Genomic DNA, 25,518 nt, shown 5'->3' with positions numbered 1-25,518 from the left:
GGGTTGTACTATCCTCTTTTTAACTGTTCATGAGCTCAATTTGTTCGGTTTTGTTTTTTTTTGCGGAAAAAAAAGAAAGACCAGTCAACACTTATTATCTTTGTCCATCTAAATTACTTATTCATTTATGTTGCAGTTAAATTATATCCGTGAAAATAGGGAGACGGTAATCGAAAGATTAGCTGTCAAGAATTTTAAAGATGTGGAATTGGTTGACGAGATCATCCAATTGGATGAATCGCGCCGTAAAATTCAGAACGAATCGGATGCAATTGCTGCGGAGGCCAACGCTGCTGCCAAGCAGATTGGAGACTTGATGCGCCAAGGAAAGAAAGAAGAAGCCGAAGCCGTGAAGTCAAAGTCGTCCGGATATAAAGAACAAGTAAAAGAGTTAACAGAAAAACTGGCGGAAATTGAACAGGTATTGCATGTTAAAATTGTGCAATTACCCAATTTGCCCCATACGTCTGTACCAGTAGGTGTTTCTGCTGACGATAACGAGGTGGTTTTGGAACATGGCCTGGCACCTGCATTAGGAGAGTATGCATTGCCACATTGGGAATTGTTGAGCAAATACGATATTGTGGATTTGGAACTGGGTGTAAAAGTGGCCGGGGCGGGCTTTCCGGTATATAAAGGAAAAGGTGCACGTTTGCAACGCGCACTGATTAATTTCTTTTTAGATCAAGCGGTTGAAGCCGGTTACAACGAAGTGCAGGTGCCGATTTTGGTGAACGAAGATTCTGCGTTTGCGACCGGACAACTACCCGATAAAGAAGGGCAGATGTATCATGTCGGTGGTGATGACTTTTATCTGATTCCCACAGCAGAGGTGCCTGTGACTAACTTATATCGCGACACCATTGTAAAAGAAGATCAATTTCCTATTAAACATTGTGCTTATACGCCCTGTTTTCGCCGTGAAGCAGGTTCATATGGCGCGCATGTGCGTGGTTTGAACAGATTACACCAGTTCGATAAAGTGGAAACCGTGCAGCTCGTTCATCCGGATAAATCCTATGAGGTTTTGGAAGAGATGAGTCGATATATCCAGGGATTATTGCAACAATTGGAACTGCCCTATCGGGTGTTGCGTTTGTGCGGCGGTGATATGAGCTTTACCTCTGCACTCACTTACGACATGGAAGTCTTCAGTGCCGCCCAGCAACGTTGGTTGGAGGTATCGTCTGTTTCGAACTTTGAAACCTATCAGTCCAATCGCCTGAAAGTGCGGTTTAAGAACGAACAGGGAAAAATGCAATTGGCACATACCTTAAATGGTTCGGCATTGGCCCTGCCAAGAATTGTAGCGTCCATTCTGGAAAACAACCAAACGGAGAACGGTATCCGTATTCCTGCCGTTTTGGTTCCCTATACCGGTTTTGAATGGATTGATTAATTTTTGCTACGTAACATGGAAGTAAACTCGAACGCTTTCGCAATAAACTCGAATGCTTTTGCGATAAAAGCGAACAAATTTGGCGTAAATGCAACTGGTTTTATATTCATCCCGAACAGATTTCTGCGATCGCGGAACACTTTTTTAACGGAAGCGTCACAATAATTTTCATTGTGTTTCGGATGTTTTGTCCAATACATCGTTTTTGTCTTGTATTTATTCACGAGAGACATGATGTGTAATGAAAAAACAATTTTATCGGCTCAGCTTTCACTAAACCCGTTCGGATTGTTACTAAAAGCGTTCTGAAATAGAAAAGATAGATGCGGATAAGAAAAATAGAGAATTGATTATACCGAAATTTCGTTTGACTTTGACTTAAACAGTATTGCTTTTTAGTTATTTCCATATTTCTTTTAAGGCATGTTACGTAGCATGAGCATGTTTCAGTTCGTCTTTTCAGCAAATTAGTCCCCCGTTATGTCCTTGCTGTTCCTGTTTAGTTCGGACTTGTTCTGCGTTGCTCTGGAAGCAATACGCTTTACGTTATTGTCATGCGTGTCTGACTTAAACTTGTTCGTGAGCAATATGTTGGCATACCTCTTTAAGACATTTTTGTTCCGATTTGGTTCACGCTTGTATGTCTTCGCTGTAAAAACATATGTCGTTATTCCGCTGTTGACGCTATTTGATTCAAGCTTGTTTTTCATTGGTTTGGATGCAGCCGTCATTACACTATTGTCGTTTCTATTTAGTTTAAATTTGTTCCTCTTTACGTTAAGGACTAACGTCTTAGTACCGTTGTGAAATCTCTTTGTATTTCTTATCTTTGGGAGAAGTGCTATCTTATTACGAATCCTATTCATGCTTATATGAAGTATATACGTGCAAAAGCTAATTTTTTCCGTTATGCCGATGAAAAACTGGTGGTGACAGTTTCCTGGATTATTCGTTGCATGAAAGAATCGGCTATTTTTGTTGATCCAACACCAACTATTGCAGAAATAGAAGAAGCTTATGCGAACTACTACCAAAAAGTGGTAGAATCGGCAGGAGGAAGTAGGCTGGTGAAGACGGAAAAGCGGGAAAGCAAGAAAAAGCTTAGCGATCTGTTGCAAGAACTGGTGTTCTATGTCAATGTGGTGAGTGAGGGGAATCTGGCGAAGTTGTATAGCTCAGGGTTCCCCGTGTTGAATCGGAAACGGAAGGGAGGTGTGCCCGATACGCCTGGTTCTCCTTTTCTGACGGATGGCAGAAAAAGTGGCGAGGTAGCTTTTGGTTTCCAACCTGTCGGGCGGGATATGTTGTATGACTATTGTTTTGCCATGGAAGTAGATGACGATAACCAGCCAGTATGGGGAGAGATACAGACAACCTCTCGCTCTTTCAAAGCCTATCAGGAAGGGTTTCCACCGGGTCAGTATATCTATTTTAGAGTTTGTGCGCGAAATAAGCATGGTTGTAGCCCGTGGACGCCTACCGTCATGTTTATGGTGCGTTAAAGATATTTGTCTTATTGCTTCCGCGGCTCCATCCGCACCAAGTATTGATCATCCTCGTCTTCAAAAAGAATCTGCACCACCCAGCCTTCTTCGTGGGCGATTTTAATCAATTCCTGCTGATCAATGTACAACCAATGAAAAGACTTCCCCACGTTTCCTTTGTATTCGTACTGGAAACGGATTTCACCAAAATAATGTTCCGGTTTGGGGATGCGGTATTCCTCATACAAATAGGAGATATCGGACGAATCGAAGAGTAGTTGCCCTTTATCAGAAAGCAATTTTTTACTGTGGCGGAGTAATTCCCGTAAACCTGTTATTGTTCCTGCGAGACCAATTCCATTCATCAAGAAAAGAAGGGTATCATAATTTCCTTCCTTCAACGCAAAGAAATCATGTTGAATGATGTGCTGGACGCCGCGTTGCTTCATGATACTGCAAGCAGATCCTGAGATTTCCAAAGCATCTACCTGAAAACCCTTATCTTGTAGATATAGGGCATGGCTACCGACACCTGCTCCCACATCCAATACATGCCCGTCGCAAAGAGCCAGCGCAATATGTTCCAATTCGGGGAAGTCATCTTCCGCTCGGAAAAAGACCTCAATAGGCATTTCTTCTATATCACCATAACTGCTGTGTAGTAATAAGGTGTCTTTTAATTCTTGAAGCACGTGAAAATCATACAAGGCTTCTCCATATACGTCGCGCTCCATCAATCTTCTATTTTCAATATTTGTTTGGCAATGGCGATTTCGTCTGGGGCTCCGGTATGTTTGCCGGGTTCATCGGAAAGTTTAATGACGGCTGTCCAATCCCCATCTTCGGGTTTGGCCTCCACCATCTTCAACACGATATTCATGCGCGTTAAACCTACATCATTTGTGAAATCCGTTCCTATCCCGAACGAATGGCCGATTTTACCTTCACAAAAACCGACTATATTTTCGACCTTATCGTAATCGAGTCCATCGGAAAAAATGATGGTCTTCGATTCGGGATCTATTCCCTGTCTTTTATAATGTTCAATGGTCATTTCGGCAAAGGTAATCGGATCACCGCTGTCGTGCCGCACGCCGTCAAATAGTTTGGATAATTTTTTGTCGAATTGTTTGAAGAACACCTCCGTTGTATAGGTATCTGAAAGAGCGATACCTAAGTCACCTCGATAGACATCCGCCCAGTGCTCCAGTCCAAGCAAATTTGCCATTTTGTATCCATATTTAGCGGCATGAAACATAAACCATTCATGGGCATGGGTGCCAATCGGTGTCGTCTCGTATTTCATGGCAAAGTGTACGTTGGATGTGCCAATAAAAGTTTTAGATGGTTGGTTTTTAAGGGTACGGATAACCAGATCGTGTACTTCATACGAATGGCGACGCCTGGTGCCGAAATCGGCAATCGTAATGTTCAGTTTATCGTATTTTTCCATTTTCCCTTCCACGATTTGACAAACCTCGTCGTTGGGGATACGGGATAAACCACCCACTTCGTAATACAATTCGCAGATCAATGACATGATCGGAACTTCCCAAAGGATGGTTCTGTACCAATATCCTGCGATGGTAACAGTTAGTTCTCCGCCTGTTTGCGTTACCTGGACTTCCTCCGGATCATAACGATAACCTTGTAGGAAATCCAGGTAAGTAGGATCGATATAAGGGCATTTGGTGCGTAAAAATTCTTTCTCGGCTTTGGTGAGCTTAAGGCTTGCCATCTCGTTTATCGCCTCTTTAAGCAGCTTGTCAAAACCTTCGGGAAAGCTGTGTTGTCCCCGATTAATGAACTGGTATCGAGCTTGTGCTTTAGGGAACAATTTGCTTGCGGCAAATTGCATGGTAAATTTGTAGAAGTCGTTATCGAGAATGGAAGAGAGTGTTGCCATGTAAAAGTCTTTTATATAAAATTAGAGTGAAGTTAACGAATTTAATTAATTACATAAAAAGAAGCCCCCTGTTTTGCCGATGCAAACAGGAGGCTATCTTTTCATTGCTTCAATATAAATAGAAAGTTTTTATCTGCTTCCACGCGTAGACGAAGAAGAACGACTGCTGTTGCTTCTGCCGCTAGATGTTGCCGAGCCTCGTGAAGATGAACCGCTGCTACCCCGTGAAACGGCACCACTACTTCGCGAAGAGGAACTGCTGCTCCGTTGTACGCTGGGTCTACTAGAGGAACTACTGCTCGACCGGTTAACCTGTGCTGGTGCACTGCTTCGTTGACTCGTTTGATACACATTACCCGAAGGTGCGCTCTGACGAGCTGGGCGGCTACTGCGCGAAGGCGTTTGCGAACGACTAGGCGTAGAGCGTTGCACATTACTGCGGTTATTTTGTTGCGGTTGCGTGGTTGTTCTCCGGTTTACCTCACTGCGTTGTTGCGTAGCCCGTGTATTCGACTGCTGACTCCGCGGTTGTGTCGTGTTCTGATTCCGTTGTGTTGAACTGCGGTTAACATTCGACCGTTGTTCGTTTGAACGTGTTTGACGCTGAGTCGTTGTACCTTCGCGATTACTGGAGGTAGAACGACTGCTTGTATTCGGTGTCCGTGTCGCATTTTGATTTTGAGTGCGGTTGGACGTCGTATTGCCACGTGTTGTGGTGCTTCCTGTTGCACGTTGATTACTATTGGTACGGTTCGGATTATCACCGATGTAACGCTCCGGTCTGCTCGTATTTGATTGCGCAGCACGTGTGTTGCGATTCGACTCCGTTGCACGTACCGCATTTTGGTTATTACGACTGCTAGTTGCTCTATCCGGACGGTAAATGGATACCGAACGACGGTCCACTTGTGAGCGTCCGGGACGTTCCGTCGTGCGAACATTTCGAACATTAACCCGTCGACCAATATTGCGTTCGATATCTCGACGAGCCGGACCGCCATAATAACGGTTGTTATTCACGATATAGGTGTTGTTGATAATCGTTGTGCGGTTATAAATAGCACGTTGACCATATGACCAATGACGATGGATATACGGGTCGTAAATACGTCGTACCGGAAGAAATACCCATAAATTAAGCGGTAAACCAACAGAAACGGTAACGCCTACCGATGGAGCCATAGGCGCCCATCCGTAATATCCACCACCACTTCTCCAATCTACCCAAGCAGGTCCCCATTCATAACCTGGAATCCATCCCCAACCACGATGGTTGGTATATACCCAACGTCCGTAATGGAACGGTGCCCATCCCCAGTCGTAGTTGGATACCCAAGTATTACCATATTCGGTCATCGTCCAATAACCGTTCGTGCCGTACGGACGAAAATTAGCTTCCGCTCTAGGAAACCAAATGTCGCCATAAGTAGCGTCACGATCCCAATGCCCATAGGGCGATAATTCATCGTAAAATAAATCAAATGAAACCGAACCGTGAGGTTGAGCAGACACTTGTTTATTTGAGAAGACACTAAAAGCAAACGCCATTAGTGCAATAAGTAGTGTGGGTGTTTTTATGCTTCTCATGATCTTCGTCTTTTATAGTAAAACCTTCTCGTTCTTTTATTACTTTATTATTATGACTGCATAGTAATTAGAAAGGTTTAATTCCGCTACTAATTCCCCTTTTTTATGTAAGTTTGGGAAAACTAACGACTAATGAAATTATATGCTTTTTTGTACCTGCTTGCCTTTTGTTTTTTAAGTCAAAACATGAGCTACGCTTCCGAACCTAAACTGACGAAGGCTAAAAAGCCTGCCTGGTTGCGCGTATCAGATAAACAAGCAGAACTTCCTAATCTGGAAGACATCAGCGATGGGTACTATTACGAAAAAGTCGAATATCAGGTTAATTTAGCAAATCAAACACGTTTTTATGGCACGGTGAAAACAATTGTCGAAAATGCCGGAACCGAAAATGCTGGACAGATAAATATATTCTTCGATCCACAATACCAAACGCTTACGTTGCATGAACTGTATATTGTGCGGGAAGGTAAGCAAATGGACAGATTGGACTTGAATAAATTTAAACTGATGGCCTCCGAAACGGAACTGTCACGCTCCATCTATAACGGAACCTACTCAGCCTATCTTTTATTGGAAGATTTGCGGAAGGATGACAAGATTGTTATGTCGTATTCGTTAAAAGGTTTCAACCCGGTATTCGGTAATAAGTTCTTCGATACTTATTTTTTACAGAGTTATGAGCCAATTGGCGCACTTCATGTAAATTATATTGTTCCTAAAGATAGACAGCTGAGGTTTAAGAGTTTTGTGGGTGCTCCCCAGGCGAGTCAACAAGATTTAGGGAATTCAACTTCGTATTACTGGGATATAGCCGGTACAGAAAAGGTAGATTATGAGTTTTATACGCCGCTCTGGCATTCTACCCGGCAACGCATTGAATGCTCTGAGTTTAAAGGTTGGATGGATGTCGCAAAATGGGCAGCTGATGTAAACCCTATTCCCGAACTGAAACACGGGGGAGAGCTTCAGCAGTTTGTCGAAAAGCTTTGGGAAAATGCCAATGATGATTCTACGGAATATTTGAAACTGGTCGCTGATTTTGTGCAGAATGAAATTCGCTATATGGGAGTTGAAGTCGGTGAATATTCACATAGGGCAAATACGCCCGAAAATGTGTTTAGACAAAGATATGGCGATTGTAAGGATAAGTCTGTATTGATGGGGGCCATGCTTAAATCGAAAGATATCGAGAGTACATTGGTATTGGTTAATTCTTATGAAGAATATGGTTTAAAGGATTATCTTCCATCACCATCAGCTTTTAACCACGTTGTCCTCTATGTGTCGATTGATGAAAGAGGACAATATATCGATCCGACCATCCCGAACCAAGGTGGAAATATCCGTAATCGCTACTTTCCATTCTATGGGAAAGTGTTATGGGCAAAAAAAGGAGAAAAATTACGGGATACCGAACATATCGTAGCTGGAAATACACGTGTGGAGGAGCGTTTTTATCTACAAAAGGACGGAAGTGCACAGCTGGATGTCTCTACTATATATATAGGAACTGACGCAGACAATATACGTAGCTATTTTAAACAGACTGCAAAGAACCAAATAGAGAAATCTTACGTACAATATTATCAGGGTCTTTATAAACAGTTGACAAAGCGATCTGCACTAACGTTTGAAGACGATTTGCTCAACAATATATTTTATGTGGAAGAGTACTATGATATTAAGTCTTTTCCAGAAACAGATGCTTTTTCCAACAGACGGGCTATCTCGCTTTACTCGACTAACCTAAGCAATTATTTGCCGGATGTGACGGACATGCGGATAGGGCCAATCGCCCTCCAATACCCGCTTTCCTTAGAACACGATATCTATGTTATCAACCCAGAAGGTATTGCTGTCCCTCCTTTAAGAGAAAGTAGCTTTTTGAATCGGGATAGTTATTATTTTGGAAAAACCATTACGACGCAACAGGATACTTTAAAAATAGCCTATCGATTAGGTGCTCATGATACCTATGTGAAAGTCGCCGATGTAAACCAATACATCGCCGATTTTGCAAATAAGCATGAGTTATTTTCCTTGGCGGTGTACTTGGATAATGATGGATTTGTTGTCGGATCCACTACGCAAGGAAAAAACAACTTTTGGGCAATGGCAGGTTTTGTTGGTTTACTAGCGTTGTTTACAATCTTGGTAATGAAGTTCTACAACCCACAAGGAGCGACATCATTGATTCCGATGTATGATGAGTTACAATATGACCGCATCGGTGGTTGGCTTATTGTTTTGCTTATCGTTTTAGTTGCTACGCTGTTTCGGACATTTTTTGTGGGAATGGTTCAGTTATTTTTCAAAGAGGATGTTTGGTCGGCTCTACAATACAATATCGGTGTGCCGCCTTTCCTTTACGTCATGCTTATTATTTTGGAATTTGTAAGTAATACGGGTATTATCTTCCTTTGTGGCTATTGTGTTTATCTTATGCTGAAAAGAAGAGATATTTTTCCGCAAACATTATTTTTTCTGTTGATGTTTCAGCTGGTATTCGTGGTATTGGATACGATCCTAGCGGCAATAATTTTTAAGCAATCCTCGAATGTATACGATGGTATTTCCGAGTCTTTCCGTGCTATTATATTTGCGTTGATTTGGTCATTGTATATATTTAATTCCACCCGGGTAAAAGGGACATTCCTCGTCGCCAGCACGCCTCAGGCGTCAGAAGAAATATATTACACCGAAATTCCGTCATCCGTGCTTCCTGAGATACCAACTTCAATTCGTAAAGAAGATAGTCATAACGAATCATAGCTAGCATCACATTGATGACATCATATAAAAATAAAAGTTTGTACATTTGTCGGATGATTTTTTCGGAATGGGACGTAAAATAGAAAAACTACTTATCGAGTTCGCCAGAATCCATCGCTTCATGATGAGTTTCCTACGGGAAGCGTTATCCCCTCCTTATGAATTTAAAGAGATTGTCCGACAATGTTACGAGATCGGGTGGAAATCGTTTCCATTGATTAGTTTGACGGGATTTATAGTAGGCTTTGTATTTACCAAGCAATCGCGACCTTCTCTCGAAGATTTTGGTGCCACTTCCTGGCTTCCGAACTTAATATCCATTGCTATTGTCCGGGCATTAGCGCCTTTAGTTACAGCATTGATCGCTTCGGGCAAGGTAGGTTCCCAGATTGGAGCAGAGTTGAGTTCGATGAACGTGACGGAGCAGATTGACGCGATGGAAGTGTCTGGTACAAACCCTACGAAATTCTTGATAACGAGCCGTATCATTGCCACGACAACGATGATTCCGGTGCTCTGTTTTTATGTAGCAGGTATTGGTTTATTGGGGGGGTATTTGAGTATTGCTACCAAAGACGATTTAAGTATTTTAGCTTTTTTTACGCAAGTTTTCGAATCTATTGCAGCCAAAGATGTTTTCGCTATGGTATTACGGGCGGTAGTCTTTGGATTCACCATTGGATTCGCAAGTACCTATGTGGGATATTATTCTTCCAAAGGAACAGAAGGTGTCGGTAAAGCGGCCAACGCCGCTGTGGTATCGTCCATGTTCCTCGTGTTTATCGAAGAGTTGCTTATTGTTCAATTACTTTCCTTGATTGGTTAAACGGGTATGGAAAAAAAGAAAGTAAATATCAATCATGAGGATGTGGTTATCCGCGTTGACAACGTCAGCAAGTCATTTGGTGACCTGCATGTCTTGCGTGATGTCGACCTACAGCTATTTAACGGAGAAAATCTGGTCGTGTTGGGACGTTCGGGTACAGGTAAATCCGTATTGATCAAGCTTATATCGGGTTTGCTGAAACCAGATAAAGGGGACATTCATGTGTTAGGGGAAATTGTTAATCATTTGGATGAACGGGAATTACGGGCTTTGCGCCAGCGAATTGGTTTTTCTTTTCAGAATAGCGCCTTATACGATAGTATGACCGTGCGGGAAAATCTGGAATTTCCGTTGGTCAGAAACAAGCGGAATCTGACGAGAGCAGAAATTGATAAAGAGGTCGAGGAGGTGCTGGAAGGTGTAGGTTTGTTGCAAGCCATTAATCAGATGCCTTCTGAACTATCAGGCGGACAGCGTAAGCGTATCGGGATTGCCCGTACATTGATATTGCGCCCGGATATTATGTTGTATGATGAGCCTACAGCGGGATTAGATCCGTTGACTTGTTTGGATATCAATTCGTTGATAAACCAAGTGCAGGAACAATATCATACGTCATCCATTATTATTACGCATGATTTGTCCTGTGCAAAAATGGTAGGGGATAGGATGGTGATGCTATTGGATGGTAAATTTGAAAGACAGGGCACCTTCGAGGAAATCTTTAATACGGATGACGAACGGGTGAAACCCTTTTATGATTATAATTTTATTGATTAAAGATATATGAGCACAAACGAAAGGAAGCGTTCGCTTACAGTTGGATTATTTGTCCTAGTTGGCTTGATTATTTTGGTGGCGGGTATTCTGGTTTTGGGTACGCAGCAAAATAAATTCAGCAAGAATTTGGTCGTGACGACCTATTTTCATGACGTAAAAGGATTGAAAGTTGGAAATAACGTCTGGTTTTCGGGTGTGAAAGTCGGGATCGTCAAAGAGATAAAGTTTCAAAGTATCAATGATGTGAAAGTCGTTATGCACATCGAGGAAAAATCAAGCGAGTTTATTCGGGAGGATGTCGTCGCGAAGCTAGGCTCTGACGGATTGATCGGAAATGCTATTGTCAATTTGGTGGGTGGATCGGATCAGGTTCCGCCGATACAAGACGGGGATGTCATTAAATCAGTGAGTGGTACGGATACCGACGCGATGTTTGCAACTTTACAAACAAACAATGAAAATTTGGTGGAGATAACGAAGAACTTTGCCGTTCTATCTCAACAAATGGTGGAAGGGAAAGGTACGGTAGGTGCGTTAATGACGGATTCTACGATTGCGCTTTCCTTAAAAAATTCGGTAAACTCGTTGAATAAAGTGATGACAGATGTTAATAAAGCGTCGGGAAATCTAGCAGTATTAATGGATAAACTAAATAGTAATCAAGGGTTAATCCATGAGTTAACAACGGACACCGTCGTTTTTGCGAGTTTACGGGAGTCAGCAACACAACTGCAAGGTGTAACAGAAACAGCATCGACACTGATGGAAAATCTGAACGCTACTTCGGCGCGCCTTAACGATAAAGATAATGCCATCGGTGTATTGACCAATGATCCAGAAGCTGCAGAAGAAATAAAGCAGATATTGCGGAATTTGAATATGAGCACAGAGAAGTTGGACGATAATATGAAGGCACTACAAAGTAACTTCCTGTTCAGAGGTTATTTTAGGAAACAACAGAAAAAGGCTGTTAAAGACTCTTTATAAGTCGGATGAACATAACGGATAAAGATGTTATCTATGAAGACAATCACTATATTGCTATAAATAAAAGAGCCGGCGATATTGTACAGGTAGATGATACGGGAGATAAGTCGTTGGAAGATATGGTCAACGCCTATCTGACCGCCAAATACCAAAAACCAAATGGTGCTTTTGTGGGGGTGATCCATCGGTTGGATAGGCCTGTTAGTGGGATGATTCTTTTTGCAAAGACCAGCAAAGGTCTGGATCGGATGAACCGCTTGTTTCATGACCGAAAAGTATCGAAAACCTATTTAGCCGTTGTGCGTAACCGTCCGCCAAAAGATACCGATACATTAAAAAACTGGTTGTTACGGGATCGCAAAAAAATGATTACTAAAGCCTATGATCGGGAAGTGAAAGGAGGAAGCTTTGCGCAGCTCGATTACGAGATTGTAGGTGTTCTTGATGGTTATTATCTGTTGCAAGTAACACCGGTAACCGGACGGACGCACCAGATTCGTGCTCAATTGGCGTATATGGGTTGCCCTATCGTAGGAGACAACAAATATGGATACCCTCGGGGAAGCCTACGCCGTACAATCTGTTTACATTCCCGCTCTCTTGCATTTGTTCACCCCATCAAGAATGAAAAACTAACCCTTACCGCAAAACTACCTGTTGATGGCTTTTGGGAACGATTTAATATTTTGCTCTAGCCGCGCTCTTCCTCACGGATGTTTCTTTGTCATAACGCCTTAAAATTCGATAATAAAGGAAGCGGCAGCCCATCAGATTTGCTTATGCTAAAAGTGGGGCTATTTCGCTCGACGTCTTGCCATGTTGGAAAATTTGAAGATACGGATACCACGTTGGATGCATTATAAAAGCGAATGCGAGAGTCAGGAATGGCGCAAAGATCTGATTGTGTTTATAAAATCCCTGATTTTTGGGATATTCTAAAATGGGAAATAGTCTTATTTTTGAGTATAGATTATACAGCACAACAAATACCACGGTGATTGTCAAATTGTTTTTTTGACGAATACTAGGGTAGTGATCATAACGACCGATGAAGACGGCTTTCAAATGGGATTGCCCGGGCACAAGAAAATTTTATGGAGTCAGGTGAAATCCTGTTCTTTTCCCAGAGATAAGTACGAAATAAGGGCAAATGAGTCGGCATCAACGATTATTCTCGGTTTTGATTTTATGGAGAAGCCAAAGATTATAAAATGTTCTACCTGGACGATATTCAGCCAGGCCAAAAGAAAAAAATATCAACAGGATTTTAATGCATTTAGAGAAACAGTTACGGTTTATTGCGAATTGAAACTACAATAAATTTGCGTTACGAAAATACTACCGTCGAATTGGTGGGCAAAATCCAGAAAGAGATCTTCTTGAAAGATAACGAAGAAATCAGTTTCAACTGCACGGATATATGGTGAATGGAAATCGCAATGATTTCGTTATTCCTGTTTGAAAAATAGTACTACAATTAAGCACAAATGTAATAGACCTGCCAAAACCGTAGATGTACTTTTGCTATACAGTATACACATAAATTAAATCAAAACATTGTATATGAGTAAGCGGAAAATTATACACCCCGATAGAGATAAGGCTTTCGTTACTGGAGCATATTCTGATGGCGTTATTGCAGGCGGATTTCTTTTTATTAGCGGACAGGCATCGGTGGATTTCAAAACCTCTACTTTTATCTTGGGGAGTATTGAGGAAGAAACAGCCCGTACGATGGACAATATCAAAGCCATCATCGAGGCTGCCGGAGCCACCATGGATGATGTGGTGAAGAGTACCGTTCACTTGACTAACATAGCGGATTTTGACCGATTCAATAAAGTTTACGCAACTTATTTTGAAGGAATAAAACCAGCACGAACGACTGTCCAATCCGTATTGGGTGAAGGTATTTGTGTGGAGATTGACTGTATTGTAAAGCTTCCCCATTCCGATGCAGATTAATGTAAGCGCAAATGTAGAAGTTGCGGTTGTGGGATTGGGACTGATGGGGTGTAGTATTGTCGTTTCTTTATTGGCATCTGGCCATCAGGTGGTGGCATTGGCACCTATATTAGGGGAGAAAGAAAAGGCGATCAACCATATCGTAGATCTATTGCGCCATGCCGACCGTTCCAATTTGCTGTCCAAAGGGCTGTCAGCGAGTGTGGAGGCTTTAAAAGTAACCGACGACTATCGGGATATAGCCACCTGTAAGTTTGTACAGGAATGTGTCATAGAAGACAAGGAGATAAAAAAGGTGGTATACGAAAAGATAGAAGAACAGGTTTCGGGAGATACGATTATTGCCACGAACACGTCCGCCATCCCTATCAGCGAATTACAGACATTTGTATCCCATCCCAATCGTTTCATCGGTGTACATTGGGCGGAACCAGCATATATGACCCGTTTTCTGGAAGTAACCTGCGGCGTGAAGACCGGTACAGACACGGCTACGTATGTGATGCAGCTTGGGGGAATCTGGGGAAAAGAACCTACCTTACTCAAGAAGGATATTCGGGGATTTATTACCAACAGACTGATGTATGCTGTTTATCGTGAAGCGTTGACGTTAGTTGAGAATGGTGACGCTACGATGGAAGACGCGGATAAGGTTTTTCGATATGATGTGGGCTCATGGATAACCTTAATGGGAATTTTTAGACGATTGGATTTTACGGGATTTGCCGATTATATCGATTCTTTTGAGGGTATCCTCCCCAAATTAAGCAACCGTACAGATGTACCAGATCTTATGCGACCTTTGGTAGCAGAACGGGCGAGAGGTATACACAATGGTAAGGGCTTTTATAATTATAACGAAAAACAAGCTAAGGCCTGGGAAGAAGCTTTTGCACAATTTAATAAGGAAATTTATGATTTAGCAACACGATATACAGAGAAACATATTAGGGAAAAGGTATATAATGAAGAGAAGAAGCTATCAAAAATCTAAGGATCTATTGGATAGAGCCAGTCAGGTCTTAGCAGGGGGTGTATCCTCTGAATTTAGAAAATACAACCATCCTCATGCTATCTTTTATACGCATGGTGAAGGTACACTTATATACGATGTAGATGGTAATACCTACTTGGACTTTACGTTAAGCCAAGGACCGTTAATTGTTGGGCATTCTCATCCAAAGGTGTTGGAGTCTGTGGAAACCTATTCGAGAGAAGGGCAATTGTTTGCCGGCCAGCATATCAAAGAAATTGAATTGGCTGAAAAGCTGCACCAGTTGATACCTTCTGCCGAGCTGATGCGATTCTGTTTAGATGGATCAGAAGCCGTACAAACAGCCTTCCGTGTAGCCCGTTCCAAGACGGGGAAAAATAAGTTCTTACGCTTTGAAGGCCATTATCATGGCTGGCTGGACAATGTCGCATGGGGAATCAGTACGCCCTCGGTAGAAGCATTGGGGGAAGACGACAACCCGCATGTATTTCCTTGGTCGGCTGGATTATCGCCCAACAGCAAGGATGATTTTATCATTCTTCCGTGGAACGATTTAGAACTGGTCGAACGTATCGTCGCCGAAAAGCATGCGGAATTGGCGGCTATTATTACCGAACCGATTATGTGTAATAATGGCTGTATTGTGCCAAATGAAGGATTTTTACAGGGACTACGTACCATATGCGACCGTTATGATATAGCACTCATTTTCGATGAAGTGATTACCGGATTTCGCTTGGGGCTTGGTGGGGCACAGGGCTACTACGGCATCACCCCGGATTTATCCATTTTCGCCAAAGCGATAGCAAGCGGATATCCGATTAGTGCTATTGTAGGCAAAAAAGAATGGATGGACGAAATTGTGTCGGCCAGGGTGATTCATGCCGGTACCATGAATACCAGCAACCCTACCGTGGCTGCAGCACTTGCTACAATTGAAGTATTGGAAGAAGATCCGGATACCTATAATCGTATGTTTCGATTGGGAAAAAAATTGAAGGACGGACTCCGAGTGGCGGCCCAGGAGACAGGGCAAAACTTATTTGTACAAGGAACAGCCGCCATGCTGAGTACCTCCTTTACTTCATTGCCTGAGGTGAAGAATTATAGAGATACGCTCCAAGCAGATAAAGCAAAACTAGGGCGTTTCATTGCGGGATTGCATGACCGCGGTATTCGTGTCATCGGACGCGGACTTTGGTATATCTCCGCAGTGCATACAGAAGAAGATATTGATAAAGCCATTGCGGTTGGAACAGAAGTGTTAAAAGAAATAAGATAATATGGAGACGAGGAATGGTGTCGCAAATCCTATTATGGTTGTTGGTCAAGACCAGCTAACCTACAGTGTTGCCTGTAGTTTACTGGATGGCGGCCATCCGGTACTATTGCTGACGGATGATAGGGGAGCCGCCGAGCGTTATGTGCGTAAGGAGATCCATGATTGTACGAAATTAGCGGTTATCACCGATTGGCCGAAAGAGATAACGGCTAAACTAGTCATATTGGTTACGCCGGATAAACTGCTGGCCAAGCATCAATGCATAAACCAGGTGGAAAACCGGGCCTCTAAAGATACCATTATAGCGGTTAATATGGAGAGTATAGGTCTGGAACAAATCCAGGCAGATAGCACGCGCCCCACCAGAATTTTCGGTCTGAATTGGTCATATCCTGTTCACCGGACTTTTTTTGCCGAGATTATTTCCAATGCGGAAACTGATCCAGCTATGTTAGCACAATTGGAAAACTGGGTAAACGTATATGGAAAAAAAGACGCTTGTACCGTTAAGAATGGTTTTAGTATCCGTGCCAGAATGATGGCAGCGATGCTACGGGAAGGATTGTATTTAGTCGAAAACGAATTTGCTTCCATCGAAAGTGTCGATAGAGCTTGTCGAAATGATGCCGGGTTTTATATGTCGTTTGTCGGCAATTTCAGATACATGGATTTGATGGGAACCTATGCTTATGGGATGGTGATGAAAGATTTAAACAGAGAACTATCCAATAGGATTACGCTGCCTAAAATTTTGCAGGAAAAGAAAGATAAAGAAGAGACAGGCATGGCTAAAGGAAAAGGGTTTTATACGTATTCTGCCGAGGAAAAAGCCTATTGGGATACGATATTTAGAACCTTTAGTCAAGAAATACAACAATTGATAAAAAAATATCCGCATGAGTCGTTTGATCATTGATGCCCATCTGGACTTGGCGATGAATGCCATCGAGTGGAATCGGGATTTGGCAATGCCATTGGAAGATATTCGTTTGAAAGAAATGAATAGGAAAGACAAGCCGGATAGAGGCAATGGTACCGTCTGTCTGCCCGAATTGAGAAAAGGTAAAGTGGGTTTTGTGGTAGCCACCCAATTGGCACGCGTCAATCCGTTTAACAGCGCGTTAACGGGGTGGAACTCGCCGGCGCAGGCTTGGGCGATGACACAGGCACAATTGACCTGGTATAAGGAGATGGAGAAGCAGGGAGAAATGGTCCAGATAATCGATAGAAAAGGCTTTGATGCGCATATTCGTTTATGGAATGACCACACGATTGCAGACGAGACCAAACCGATAGGTTACTTATTAAGCCTAGAAGGCGCGGATTCGTTGGTGACACCGGATTATCTGTATGAGGCATATGGCTATGGATTGCGGGCGTTAGGATTGTCACACTTTGGGCCTGGCCGGTATGCAGATGGCACAAAAACAGCAGGACGGATCCACCCAAATGGTTTGGAATTGATGAAAATCATGGACGAACTGCATATGATATTGGATGTAACACACCTCACAGATGAAGGCTTTGAGCAGGCGATGGAGTACTATACGGGACCAATTTGGGCAAGCCATCACAACGTGCGGAAAATCGTTCCGAACCAAAGGCAATTGAACGACGTGCAAATTAGACAATTGGTGGAACGGGACGCCGTTATCGGTGGGATGCTGGATTGTTGGGCAATGGATATACGGTTTATCGATACGGTTTCTGATCCGTGGCAACTGGACATTCGATTGGAAATGCTCATTGACCACTGGGATCATATCTGCCAAATAGCGGGTAATTCCTTACATATTGGCATAGGAAGTGATTTGGACGGAATATTTGGAACGGAACAGTCGCCGTGGGATATGGATTCCATTGCAGATTTACAGAAATATGCGTACCTTTTGTCCAAAAGAGGCTATACGGAGCAGGATATCGATAATATCTTTCATGGAAATTGGTTGCGTTTTTTGAGGAAGGCGTTAAGATAGGGTGAACTACATTCGTTCAATGTAATATTAACAAAAATGGCCAACAATTTATTTCGAGCAGCGGCTTTACAAAAAGACATTACTCCTCCTTTGGGCACATTGATCAATGGGGAGTTTCAGGTGAGATATGCCAATAATATACACGACCCGTTGTATGCAAAATCGTTGCTGTTAAAGAAAAACGATACGATATTGCTGTTTATCGTAGTGGATATTTGTGCCATGCAGCAAGACTTTTTAGATGAAGTGAAAGCGGATATCTACAAAGCAACGGGAATTCCCAAGTCCCACGTGCTTATTTCCAGTACGCATACCCATTCGGCAGGTGCTGTTGCAGAGTTGTTGATGGGGCATGCTGATCTTCGGTATCGAAAAAATCTTCATAGAATTTTAGTCGATTTGGCCATAGAGACACGTCCTCTTCTTCGGGAGGCGAAGGTAGCGTTTGGTGCTGTAGATGTACCGGAGCATGTGTTGTGCCGAAGGTATAAAATGGCTCCCGAATACAAAGCGTTTAATCCTGTAACGGGAGGATATGATCGGATAAAGACGAATCCGTTTGGAAATGAAGAACACATTGTAGAAAGAAGTTCTACCCCGGATACGCAATTAGCTTATCTGGGTGTAAAAGGATTGGATGATCAATGGATAGCACTTTTGGGCAATTATTCTTTGCATTATGTCGGTGACGCAGATCGGGGCACTATCAGTGCGGATTATTTCGGTTGTTTCGCGAAGCGGCTCGAAGAAGTTCTGTCAGAAGGCGATGATAGCTTCGTGGCGATGATGAGTAATGGCACCAGTGGTGAAATAAATATCTGGGATTTTATAGATACTGGTCGATATCCAACTGGACCACACCGTAAAAGTGAATATATCGGTCGGGATTTAGCCGATAAAGTTTTAGCAAACTTACGGGGCCTCCAATGGGAAGAATACCCTGTTTTGGATGTGTTGTATGAAGAGGTGCCGGTAGGTATCAGAAAGCCATCCGCGCAGGAACTAGAGAAAGCAAAGCAGATGATCCAGGATACGGATTATGAGCATATCATACTGAATGAAGATGGTTATCGGCGTATTTATGCTCGGGAACAGGTTTTGCTGGCAGAATTTCCAGAACAAAAACAGTTCTATATTCAGTCTTTTCGTATCGGTAGTGGTATAATAGGCGCGTTAGGCGGTGAATTTTTTGCGGAAACAGGATTGGCCTTGAAAACCAAGGCCGCTACCGGGAAATATTTTACGATCTGTTTAGCAAACGACTACGTCGGTTATGTGCCGCCTAAGCATGAAATAATGTTAGGAGGCTATGAGACTTGGCGTTGCCGCACAAGTTTCTTGGAAGAAATCGCGGAGGAAAAAATCAGAGGTGTTTTGTCGGAACAGATTGAACAGCATATACATGAATTGGTATAATTTACATACACCGGAACACGTGGATACACCGGCACTCTTGGTCTATCCGGATCGTATCCGACACAATATCGAGGTGCTTAAAGACATGATTGATGATATCAATAGATTGCGTCCGCATGTCAAAACGCACAAAACGAAAGAGATTACCCAATTGCAGCTAGATGCAGGCATTCGTAAGTTTAAATGCGCCACGATTGCCGAAGCGGAAATGCTGGGAGAGTGTGGTGCGCCGGACGTGTTGTTGGCTTATCCGCTACATGGCGCGAAATTACAGCGGTTTGTGACACTGGTTCAGCATTTTCCCCAGACGCGTTTTTCAGCTATTGTGGATCATACGGATGCGGTAAAGAAACTTTCGGCTATCGCTGTTCAAAACGAGATACAGATAGATGTATTCATCGACCTTAATATTGGTATGGGACGTACAGGTATATTACCGGATGATGCTTTCGAACTATACCGATTAAGTAGCGAGATCGCTGGGTTAAATGCGCAGGGGTTTCACGCGTATGATGGTCATGTTCGCGAAATAGATATAGCAGAGCGTAAAAATATTTGTGATCGGAATTATGCGCCTATTGCTAGGTTAATAGAGCGATTGTTGGATGAAGGTTTTACGAAACCCCGCGTGGTTATCGGCGGTTCACCCTCATTTCCGATTTATGCACAATATCCGGAGGTTGAATGCAGTCCAGGTACATTCGTGTTATGGGATAAAGGGTATGCAGATACGCTGCCGGAGCAAAATTTTCTTCCGGCAGCTGTACTGATGACACATGTCGTTTCTTTACCCTCCGAAAATACGATTTGTGTTGATTTGGGCTATAAAGCCATAGCATCCGAAAATCCATTGGAGAATAGGGTATTTTTTCTAAATGCTCCTCATTTAAAACCGGTAAGCCATAGCGAAGAACATCTCGTACTAAAAGCTGGTGTAAATCATCGCTTTCAAGTAGGCGATGTATTATATGCTCTGCCCATCCATATTTGCCCGACAGTGGCACTCTATGATAAATTGTTGGTAGTTGTAGAAGGAAAAGTTGTGGATGAATGGGAAGTTGTGGCGAGGAGGAGATAGCGTTGATTTATTTCAATAAACGATAAAAACAAATTATCGAAGCCCATAGTTTTATAAGAAATGTACCTTTACTTTTTAAGATAAAGTAGAGGTATTGGATATAGAAAAAATTTGTACGATGGGATTAAATGAATTAATGATAAATAAAGCCTTTGTCAATGGACAATGGGTAGGAGGCACAGATACATTTGATGTCGTAAACCCAGCTACGGGGACCGTTATTGAAAAAGTAACGAATCTAACGGTATCCAACGTACATGAAGCAGTAGACGTAGCATATAAAGCTTGGTGCTCTTTTAAGGTGAGTGATGTGGGGCAGCGTGCTGCTATGTTAGAAGAGTGGTATCGATTGATCATGGAACATAAGCAGGAGCTGGCGGAGATAATTACATTGGAGTCTGGAAAAGCATTGACGGATAGCCTGGGGGAAGTTGATTATGGTGCTTCTTTTGTGCAGTGGTTTGCGGAGGAGAGCAAGCGGGCTTATGGGGAGACCGTGCCTGCATCGAAGATGTCAAATAGAATACTGACCATTAAACAGGGCGTGGGGGTTGTTGCTGCCATTACACCATGGAATTTCCCGTTAGCGATGGTCACGAGAAAAATCGCCCCGGCTATTGCAGCAGGCTGCACAGTGGTGCACCGTCCGGCGTCACAGACACCTTTAACAGCATTGGCCCTTGCTGTTCTCGCGGAAAAGGCAGGATGGCCGGCCGGCGTATTAAACGTTGTGACGGGAACAGATTCTTCGGGCATTGGGTATGAATTAAGCACAAATCCGTTGATCAGAAAACTTTCCTTTACGGGATCAACGTCTGTTGGAAAACAGCTCATGAAGCAAGCCGCAGAAAATGTGAAAAAGATTTCTTTGGAACTTGGTGGCAATGCGCCGTTCATTGTATTTGAAGATGCAGATATCGATGCTGCTATCGAGGGAGCCATGTTTGCGAAGTTTCGCAATGCCGGACAGACTTGTGTGGCTGTAAATCGTTTTTTAGTACAAGATTCCATTTTTGACAAATTTTCCGAGCGATTAACGGAAGCTGTAAAAGCGTTGAAAGTTGGTAATGGCTTAGACAACGACGTACAAATAGGTCCTTTGATCAATAAAAAAGGCTTGGATAAAGTGCAGGAACATGTAGCCGATGCTGTTGACAAAGGTGCTCGTATACTGACGGGAGGGAAGGTTATCAAAGAATTGTTTTACGAACCTACGGTACTTGCAGATGTCCCATCAAACGCTTTAATCGCCAAAGAGGAAACATTTGGACCGGTGGCGTCGTTGTTTAGATTTACCTCGGAGGAAGAGGCTATCCAAATGGCGAACGATACGGAGTTTGGTTTAGCATCCTATTGTTATAGTAATAATGTGCATCGCTGCTGGCGTGTTGCTGAAGCGCTTGAAGCAGGTATGGTGGGTGTGAACGAGGGGAAAATTTCCTTTGCTGGAGCCCCGTTTGGGGGGATAAAGGAATCCGGGGTAGGCCGAGAAGGATCACGCTATGGGTTGGATGAATATATGGAAGTGAAATATATCAATTTTGGTATTTCGACGCGATAAGCATAATCTATTTTTCTGCCATGAGGACAAAGTCAATGTAGCTGCATTGACTTTTTTCTTTTTCAAAATCGCTACTAAAATGATATGTAACCAATTAAATAACACTTTCCTTGGCTTGTCAAGTAGCATAACCTAATATATTGATCTAAATTTTCCTATTCCATAGGAGAGAAACCGAGATTTTATAGCAGAGATTAAAATATAATATCATATAAGAGAATAATAATAGTAGTCCTGTGGAAGACACGATTCTATCTTTGTATAGTATAAGGGGGCGTTAGAAGGCCAGCCTGAATTGACTAACGAGCTATATAAATTAAACTTAAATACAGAAATACTAATAATTCAACCAATGCTACCATTAAAAAAAGCAACATTTATTTTGGGGTATCCTAGGGTACTACTAAGCATCCTTGTTTTGCTAGGCGTTTCTACTTTGCTGCACGCGCAGGAAACAGAGCATCTTTTAAAAGGACAGATTTTGAATGAGAAAGAGGAGCCCATACAGGGAGCTACAGTAACCGTGCAAGGCAGCACGCGTGGTGTACTGGCTGATGAGCAAGGACGGTATGAGATTATGGTGGACAGGGATGCACAACTTGTCTTTAGCTATGTCGGCTATACAACACAGGTGATTCTAGTAGCGGGCCGGACAGAAATCAATGTGGCGTTACAGCCTGTCACGGATGAGCTGGACGAAGTAACAGTAGTCGCATTTGGTCAGCAGAAGAAGGAAAGTGTAGTAGGGGCTATAACGACGGTAAGGCCTAGTGAGTTGAAAGTGCCATCGAGTAACCTGACAACTGCTTTGGCGGGCCGTGTCGCCGGTTTGATCGCTTTCCAACAAAGTGGAGAGCCGGGCGCTGATAACGCAGACTTTTTTATTCGTGGAGTAACCAGTTTTGGGTATTCCAATCGCCCCCTGATCTTGGTGGATGGGGTAGAAGTACCGGCCAGTGAGTTGGCACGTTTGCAAGTCGATGATTTGGCGAGCTTCTCCATTATGAAAGACGCGACAGCCACGTCTTTATATGGTGCGAGAGGGGCTAATGGTGTTATCTTGATTACCACCAAAGAAGGCCGTGAGGGAAAAGCAAGTATTTCCTTACGTTATGAAACATCGGCTTCACAACCTACGCGAAATATTGAATTGGCCGATCCGATTACGTACATGAATCTGGCAAATGAGTCGAGTTTAACGCGGGGAAGAACACGACAGTATCAATGGGAAAAAATAGAACGGACTATGGCTGGTGAAGATCCGATGATTTATCCGGCAACAGATTGGCAATCTTTATTGTTAAAAGACCGGACCTTTAATAATCGGCTCAACTTAAATGTGAATGGTGGTGGAAAGGTCGCACGTTATTATGTAGCTGCGACTTACAATAAGGATAACGGTATGCTCAAAGTAGATAACCGCAACAACTTTAACAACGGTATTGATCTGAAAACGTATGGACTACGTTCCAATGTGAATATCAACCTGACCAAAACGACCGAAGCGATTGTTCGTCTCAATTCGACCTGGACAGACTATACAGGCCCCTTAGGTACAGGCGCAGACTTTTATAGACAGATTATCCGTACGGATCCGGTATTATTTCCCGCCTATTATGAGCCGGATGCTAAGAATCTCACAACGGAACATATCTTATTTGGAAATGCTGGCGCAGGAGAGTATTTAAATCCTTATGCGAATCTCATGAGGGGATATCGTGATTATACCAATGCCATGTTTTTAGCCCAATTTGAAGTCAAACAGGATCTGGATTTCATCTTACCCGGATTGAAAGCCAGTGGGATGTACAATACCACACGGTACAATTATTATCAGGTATCCCGTACGTATACGCCGTTTTATTATATTTTATCAGCTTATGACAAGCAGACAGGTGAATATATATTAAACAATCTTAATCCGACAACTGCGCACGAGTACCTGACCTATACCGAGGATTCCAAACAGATCACTTCCGAAGATTATTTTCAGGGTATTTTGAGCTACAGCACAGATATTAGGACAGACCATTCGGTCAGTGGTATGTTGGTCTATAATATGCAGAATAAAATTTCTGCGAATGCCGGTAGCTTACAAAATTCACTAGCCAGAAGAAACCTAGGATTAGCTGGGCGTTTTACCTATGCCTTTCAAGATAAATACTTTTTGGAAGGGAACTTTGGTTATAATGGTTCCGAACGTTTTGCTAAAGAGCATCGTTTTGGCTTCTTCCCATCCGTGGGGGGCGCTTGGTATGTGTCGAGAGAACCTTTTTGGAAAGGCAATATACAGCGGATCATATCTAATCTGAAGTTGCGTGGAACCTATGGCCTGGTAGGGAATGATGCCATCGGTAGTCTGGAAGATAGGTTTTTCTATTTGTCGGAAATCAATCCGAACGTATCGGCGGCGGGGTATACCTTTGGATCCGAATTTGGAAACAGGATAAATGGCGTGACGGAAGGACGTCTGGAGAACCGGGATATTACCTGGGAGACATCACGGAAATTAAATCTGAGTGCGGAGATAGGACTTTTCAATATGGCTAATCTTGTTGTGGATCTGTACAAAGAGCATCGATACAATATCTTAATGACACGGGCACATACGCCGAATACAATGGGTGTGGCTGTTTTGCCGCAAGCGAATGTGGGCGAAGCAGAGAGTAAAGGGATAGACATTTCCTTGGAGGCGAATAAGAACTTTGCCAATGGTTGGTTTGTCTCAGGCCGGGGGAATTTTACCTATGCGGAAGGTAAATATATCAAATATGAAGAACCTGATTACAGCGCATTTCCGTGGCGCTCCCGTGTGGGCATACCCCTCGGACAGCAGTTTGGTTTTGTGGCCGAACGCTTGTTTATCGATGATGAGGAGGTCTATAATTCGCCGCAGCAGTTTGGCGAGGTATTAGGCGGCGACATCAAGTATAAGGATATTGATCAGGATGGCGTAATCACGAATCTGGATATGGTGCCTATTGGTTATCCTACCATACCTCGGATGACTTATGGTTTTGGATTCTCATTGGGGTACAAAGGTGTAGATTTCTCTTCTTTCTTTCAAGGGTCTGCCAAATCTTCCTTCTGGATAGATGCCGCTGAAACAGCTCCTTTCGTTTCCTTAGCTACCGGACAGAAAAATCAGCTGCTCCAAGCCTATGTGGATGATCATTGGTCTGAAGATAATAGAAATTTGAAAGCACTTTGGCCACGATTGAGCGATATCGCCAGTACAAATAATAACAGAGTGAGTACCTGGTTTATGCGTAACGGGTCATTTTTGCGGATCAAACAGGTTGAATTGGGATATACTTTCAAAGAAACTTTGACCCGAAGAATTGGTATAGAGAAGATAAGAATGTATATAAACGGGACCAATTTGTATAATTTTTCCAAGTTCAAGCTTTGGGATGTGGAAATGGGAGGTAACGGTTTAGGGTATCCCCTGCAACAGGTGTACAATTTTGGAATTCAGTGTTCACTATAATTATGTGTCAGT

The 25,518-nt window shown here is 42.9% G+C and carries 21 protein-coding genes; 17 read left to right on the top strand and 4 right to left on the bottom strand.

Annotated features, from left to right (window positions below; translation table 11 throughout):
• The first annotated feature begins 127 nt into the window (after positions 1-127).
• Positions 128-1,399 (top strand): serine--tRNA ligase, encoded by a 1,272-nt coding sequence (gene serS, locus FXV77_RS12940; protein ID WP_148919643.1) that lies wholly within the window; start codon positions 128-130, stop codon positions 1,397-1,399.
• Positions 1,400-1,866: 467 nt separating this feature from the next.
• On the opposite strand, the gene FXV77_RS12935 is transcribed toward serS, so the two are convergent.
• Positions 1,867-2,109, bottom strand: coding sequence for a hypothetical protein (locus FXV77_RS12935; RefSeq protein WP_148919642.1), 243 nt, complete (start codon positions 2,107-2,109; stop codon positions 1,867-1,869).
• 162 nt (positions 2,110-2,271) lie between these two features.
• Here FXV77_RS12935 and FXV77_RS12930 point away from each other — a divergent pair, with 162 nt between their 5' ends.
• Positions 2,272-2,901: a hypothetical protein gene (locus FXV77_RS12930; protein ID WP_148919641.1), complete on the top strand. Its 630-nt coding sequence runs from the start codon at positions 2,272-2,274 to the stop codon at positions 2,899-2,901.
• Between the two features lie 11 nt (positions 2,902-2,912).
• Here FXV77_RS12930 and FXV77_RS12925 read toward each other — a convergent pair whose 3' ends face one another.
• The 3 genes from FXV77_RS12925 to FXV77_RS12915 all read right to left on the bottom strand — a co-directional run bounded on the left by FXV77_RS12925 (position 2,913) and on the right by FXV77_RS12915 (position 6,376).
• Positions 2,913-3,617, bottom strand: coding sequence for a class I SAM-dependent methyltransferase (locus tag FXV77_RS12925; protein WP_148919640.1), 705 nt, complete (start codon positions 3,615-3,617; stop codon positions 2,913-2,915).
• A complete protein-coding gene (gene pncB, locus FXV77_RS12920; protein WP_148919639.1) occupies positions 3,617-4,789 on the bottom strand; it encodes a nicotinate phosphoribosyltransferase in 1,173 nt (390 codons plus the stop codon). The genes FXV77_RS12925 and pncB overlap by 1 nt, the downstream gene beginning before the upstream one ends.
• A 129-nt stretch (positions 4,790-4,918) precedes the next feature.
• On the bottom strand, positions 4,919-6,376 hold the full coding sequence (locus tag FXV77_RS12915; RefSeq protein ID WP_246162459.1) for a DUF6600 domain-containing protein: 1,458 nt from the start codon (positions 6,374-6,376) through the stop codon (positions 4,919-4,921).
• 132 nt (positions 6,377-6,508) lie between these two features.
• Between FXV77_RS12915 and FXV77_RS12910 the strand changes: the two genes are divergently transcribed.
• The 15 genes from FXV77_RS12910 (at position 6,509) to FXV77_RS12840 (ending at position 25,506) form a co-directional block, all read left to right on the top strand.
• Entirely contained in the window at positions 6,509-9,151 is a 2,643-nt protein-coding gene (locus tag FXV77_RS12910; protein WP_148919638.1) for a DUF3857 domain-containing protein, read from the top strand.
• 67 nt (positions 9,152-9,218) lie between these two features.
• A complete protein-coding gene (locus tag FXV77_RS12905) occupies positions 9,219-9,977 on the top strand; it encodes an MlaE family ABC transporter permease (protein WP_148919637.1) in 759 nt (252 codons plus the stop codon).
• A 6-nt stretch (positions 9,978-9,983) separates the two neighbouring features.
• A complete protein-coding gene (locus tag FXV77_RS12900; RefSeq protein WP_148919636.1) occupies positions 9,984-10,757 on the top strand; it encodes an ABC transporter ATP-binding protein in 774 nt (257 codons plus the stop codon).
• Positions 10,758-10,763: 6 nt separating this feature from the next.
• Positions 10,764-11,744, top strand: a complete 981-nt coding sequence (locus tag FXV77_RS12895; protein ID WP_148919635.1) for an MlaD family protein — start codon at positions 10,764-10,766, stop codon at positions 11,742-11,744.
• A 5-nt stretch (positions 11,745-11,749) separates the two neighbouring features.
• Entirely contained in the window at positions 11,750-12,439 is a 690-nt protein-coding gene (locus FXV77_RS12890) for an RluA family pseudouridine synthase (RefSeq protein WP_148919634.1), read from the top strand.
• A gap of 319 nt (positions 12,440-12,758) precedes the next feature.
• Complete coding sequence (locus tag FXV77_RS12885) at positions 12,759-13,064, top strand: hypothetical protein (RefSeq protein WP_148919633.1); 306 nt, start codon at positions 12,759-12,761, stop codon at positions 13,062-13,064.
• A gap of 243 nt (positions 13,065-13,307) precedes the next feature.
• Positions 13,308-13,709 carry a RidA family protein gene (locus FXV77_RS12880; RefSeq protein ID WP_148919632.1) on the top strand — a complete coding sequence of 134 codons (402 nt, stop codon included), beginning with the start codon at positions 13,308-13,310 and terminating at the stop codon, positions 13,707-13,709.
• Positions 13,699-14,703, top strand: coding sequence for a 3-hydroxyacyl-CoA dehydrogenase family protein (locus FXV77_RS12875; protein WP_148919631.1), 1,005 nt, complete (start codon positions 13,699-13,701; stop codon positions 14,701-14,703). The genes FXV77_RS12880 and FXV77_RS12875 overlap by 11 nt, the downstream gene beginning before the upstream one ends.
• Positions 14,675-15,985, top strand: a complete 1,311-nt coding sequence (locus tag FXV77_RS12870) for an aspartate aminotransferase family protein (RefSeq protein WP_148919630.1) — start codon at positions 14,675-14,677, stop codon at positions 15,983-15,985. Before FXV77_RS12875 ends, FXV77_RS12870 begins: the two co-directional genes overlap by 29 nt.
• 1 nt (position 15,986) lies before the next feature.
• A complete protein-coding gene (locus FXV77_RS12865) occupies positions 15,987-16,901 on the top strand; it encodes a 3-hydroxyacyl-CoA dehydrogenase NAD-binding domain-containing protein (protein ID WP_148919629.1) in 915 nt (304 codons plus the stop codon).
• Entirely contained in the window at positions 16,882-17,961 is a 1,080-nt protein-coding gene (locus tag FXV77_RS12860; RefSeq protein WP_148919628.1) for a dipeptidase, read from the top strand. The genes FXV77_RS12865 and FXV77_RS12860 overlap by 20 nt, the downstream gene beginning before the upstream one ends.
• A gap of 36 nt (positions 17,962-17,997) precedes the next feature.
• Positions 17,998-19,377, top strand: a complete 1,380-nt coding sequence (locus FXV77_RS12855) for a hypothetical protein (protein WP_148919627.1) — start codon at positions 17,998-18,000, stop codon at positions 19,375-19,377.
• Complete coding sequence (locus tag FXV77_RS12850; protein ID WP_148919626.1) at positions 19,364-20,455, top strand: D-TA family PLP-dependent enzyme; 1,092 nt, start codon at positions 19,364-19,366, stop codon at positions 20,453-20,455. Before FXV77_RS12855 ends, FXV77_RS12850 begins: the two co-directional genes overlap by 14 nt.
• Positions 20,456-20,573: 118 nt before the next feature.
• A complete protein-coding gene (locus FXV77_RS12845; RefSeq protein ID WP_148919625.1) occupies positions 20,574-22,016 on the top strand; it encodes an NAD-dependent succinate-semialdehyde dehydrogenase in 1,443 nt (480 codons plus the stop codon).
• Positions 22,017-22,368: 352 nt separating this feature from the next.
• On the top strand, positions 22,369-25,506 hold the full coding sequence (locus tag FXV77_RS12840; RefSeq protein WP_148919624.1) for a SusC/RagA family TonB-linked outer membrane protein: 3,138 nt from the start codon (positions 22,369-22,371) through the stop codon (positions 25,504-25,506).
• Positions 25,507-25,518 lie beyond the last annotated feature (12 nt).

Source organism: Sphingobacterium phlebotomi, from assembly GCF_008180195.1.
Lineage (GTDB): Bacteria > Bacteroidota > Bacteroidia > Sphingobacteriales > Sphingobacteriaceae > Sphingobacterium > Sphingobacterium phlebotomi.
Note: the sequence above shows the minus strand (reverse complement) of the source record. Positions and strands in the feature narration are given on the sequence as shown.

Bases quoted from the DNA above. Each gene is read 5' to 3' on its own strand.
- serS (WP_148919643.1), top strand. From the start codon at position 128: ATGTTGCAGTTAAATTATATCCGTGAAAATAGGGAGACGGTAATCGAA.
- FXV77_RS12935 (WP_148919642.1), bottom strand. From the start codon at position 2,109: ATGAAAAACAAGCTTGAATCAAATAGCGTCAACAGCGGAATAACGACA.
- FXV77_RS12930 (WP_148919641.1), top strand. From the start codon at position 2,272: ATGAAGTATATACGTGCAAAAGCTAATTTTTTCCGTTATGCCGATGAA.
- FXV77_RS12925 (WP_148919640.1), bottom strand. From the start codon at position 3,617: ATGGAGCGCGACGTATATGGAGAAGCCTTGTATGATTTTCACGTGCTT.
- pncB (WP_148919639.1), bottom strand. From the start codon at position 4,789: ATGGCAACACTCTCTTCCATTCTCGATAACGACTTCTACAAATTTACC.
- FXV77_RS12915 (WP_246162459.1), bottom strand. From the start codon at position 6,376: ATGAGAAGCATAAAAACACCCACACTACTTATTGCACTAATGGCGTTT.
- FXV77_RS12910 (WP_148919638.1), top strand. From the start codon at position 6,509: ATGAAATTATATGCTTTTTTGTACCTGCTTGCCTTTTGTTTTTTAAGT.
- FXV77_RS12905 (WP_148919637.1), top strand. From the start codon at position 9,219: ATGGGACGTAAAATAGAAAAACTACTTATCGAGTTCGCCAGAATCCAT.
- FXV77_RS12900 (WP_148919636.1), top strand. From the start codon at position 9,984: ATGGAAAAAAAGAAAGTAAATATCAATCATGAGGATGTGGTTATCCGC.
- FXV77_RS12895 (WP_148919635.1), top strand. From the start codon at position 10,764: ATGAGCACAAACGAAAGGAAGCGTTCGCTTACAGTTGGATTATTTGTC.
- FXV77_RS12890 (WP_148919634.1), top strand. From the start codon at position 11,750: ATGAACATAACGGATAAAGATGTTATCTATGAAGACAATCACTATATT.
- FXV77_RS12880 (WP_148919632.1), top strand. From the start codon at position 13,308: ATGAGTAAGCGGAAAATTATACACCCCGATAGAGATAAGGCTTTCGTT.
- FXV77_RS12875 (WP_148919631.1), top strand. From the start codon at position 13,699: ATGCAGATTAATGTAAGCGCAAATGTAGAAGTTGCGGTTGTGGGATTG.
- FXV77_RS12870 (WP_148919630.1), top strand. From the start codon at position 14,675: ATGAAGAGAAGAAGCTATCAAAAATCTAAGGATCTATTGGATAGAGCC.
- FXV77_RS12865 (WP_148919629.1), top strand. From the start codon at position 15,987: ATGGAGACGAGGAATGGTGTCGCAAATCCTATTATGGTTGTTGGTCAA.
- FXV77_RS12860 (WP_148919628.1), top strand. From the start codon at position 16,882: ATGAGTCGTTTGATCATTGATGCCCATCTGGACTTGGCGATGAATGCC.
- FXV77_RS12855 (WP_148919627.1), top strand. From the start codon at position 17,998: ATGGCCAACAATTTATTTCGAGCAGCGGCTTTACAAAAAGACATTACT.
- FXV77_RS12850 (WP_148919626.1), top strand. From the start codon at position 19,364: ATGAATTGGTATAATTTACATACACCGGAACACGTGGATACACCGGCA.
- FXV77_RS12845 (WP_148919625.1), top strand. From the start codon at position 20,574: ATGGGATTAAATGAATTAATGATAAATAAAGCCTTTGTCAATGGACAA.
- FXV77_RS12840 (WP_148919624.1), top strand. From the start codon at position 22,369: ATGCTACCATTAAAAAAAGCAACATTTATTTTGGGGTATCCTAGGGTA.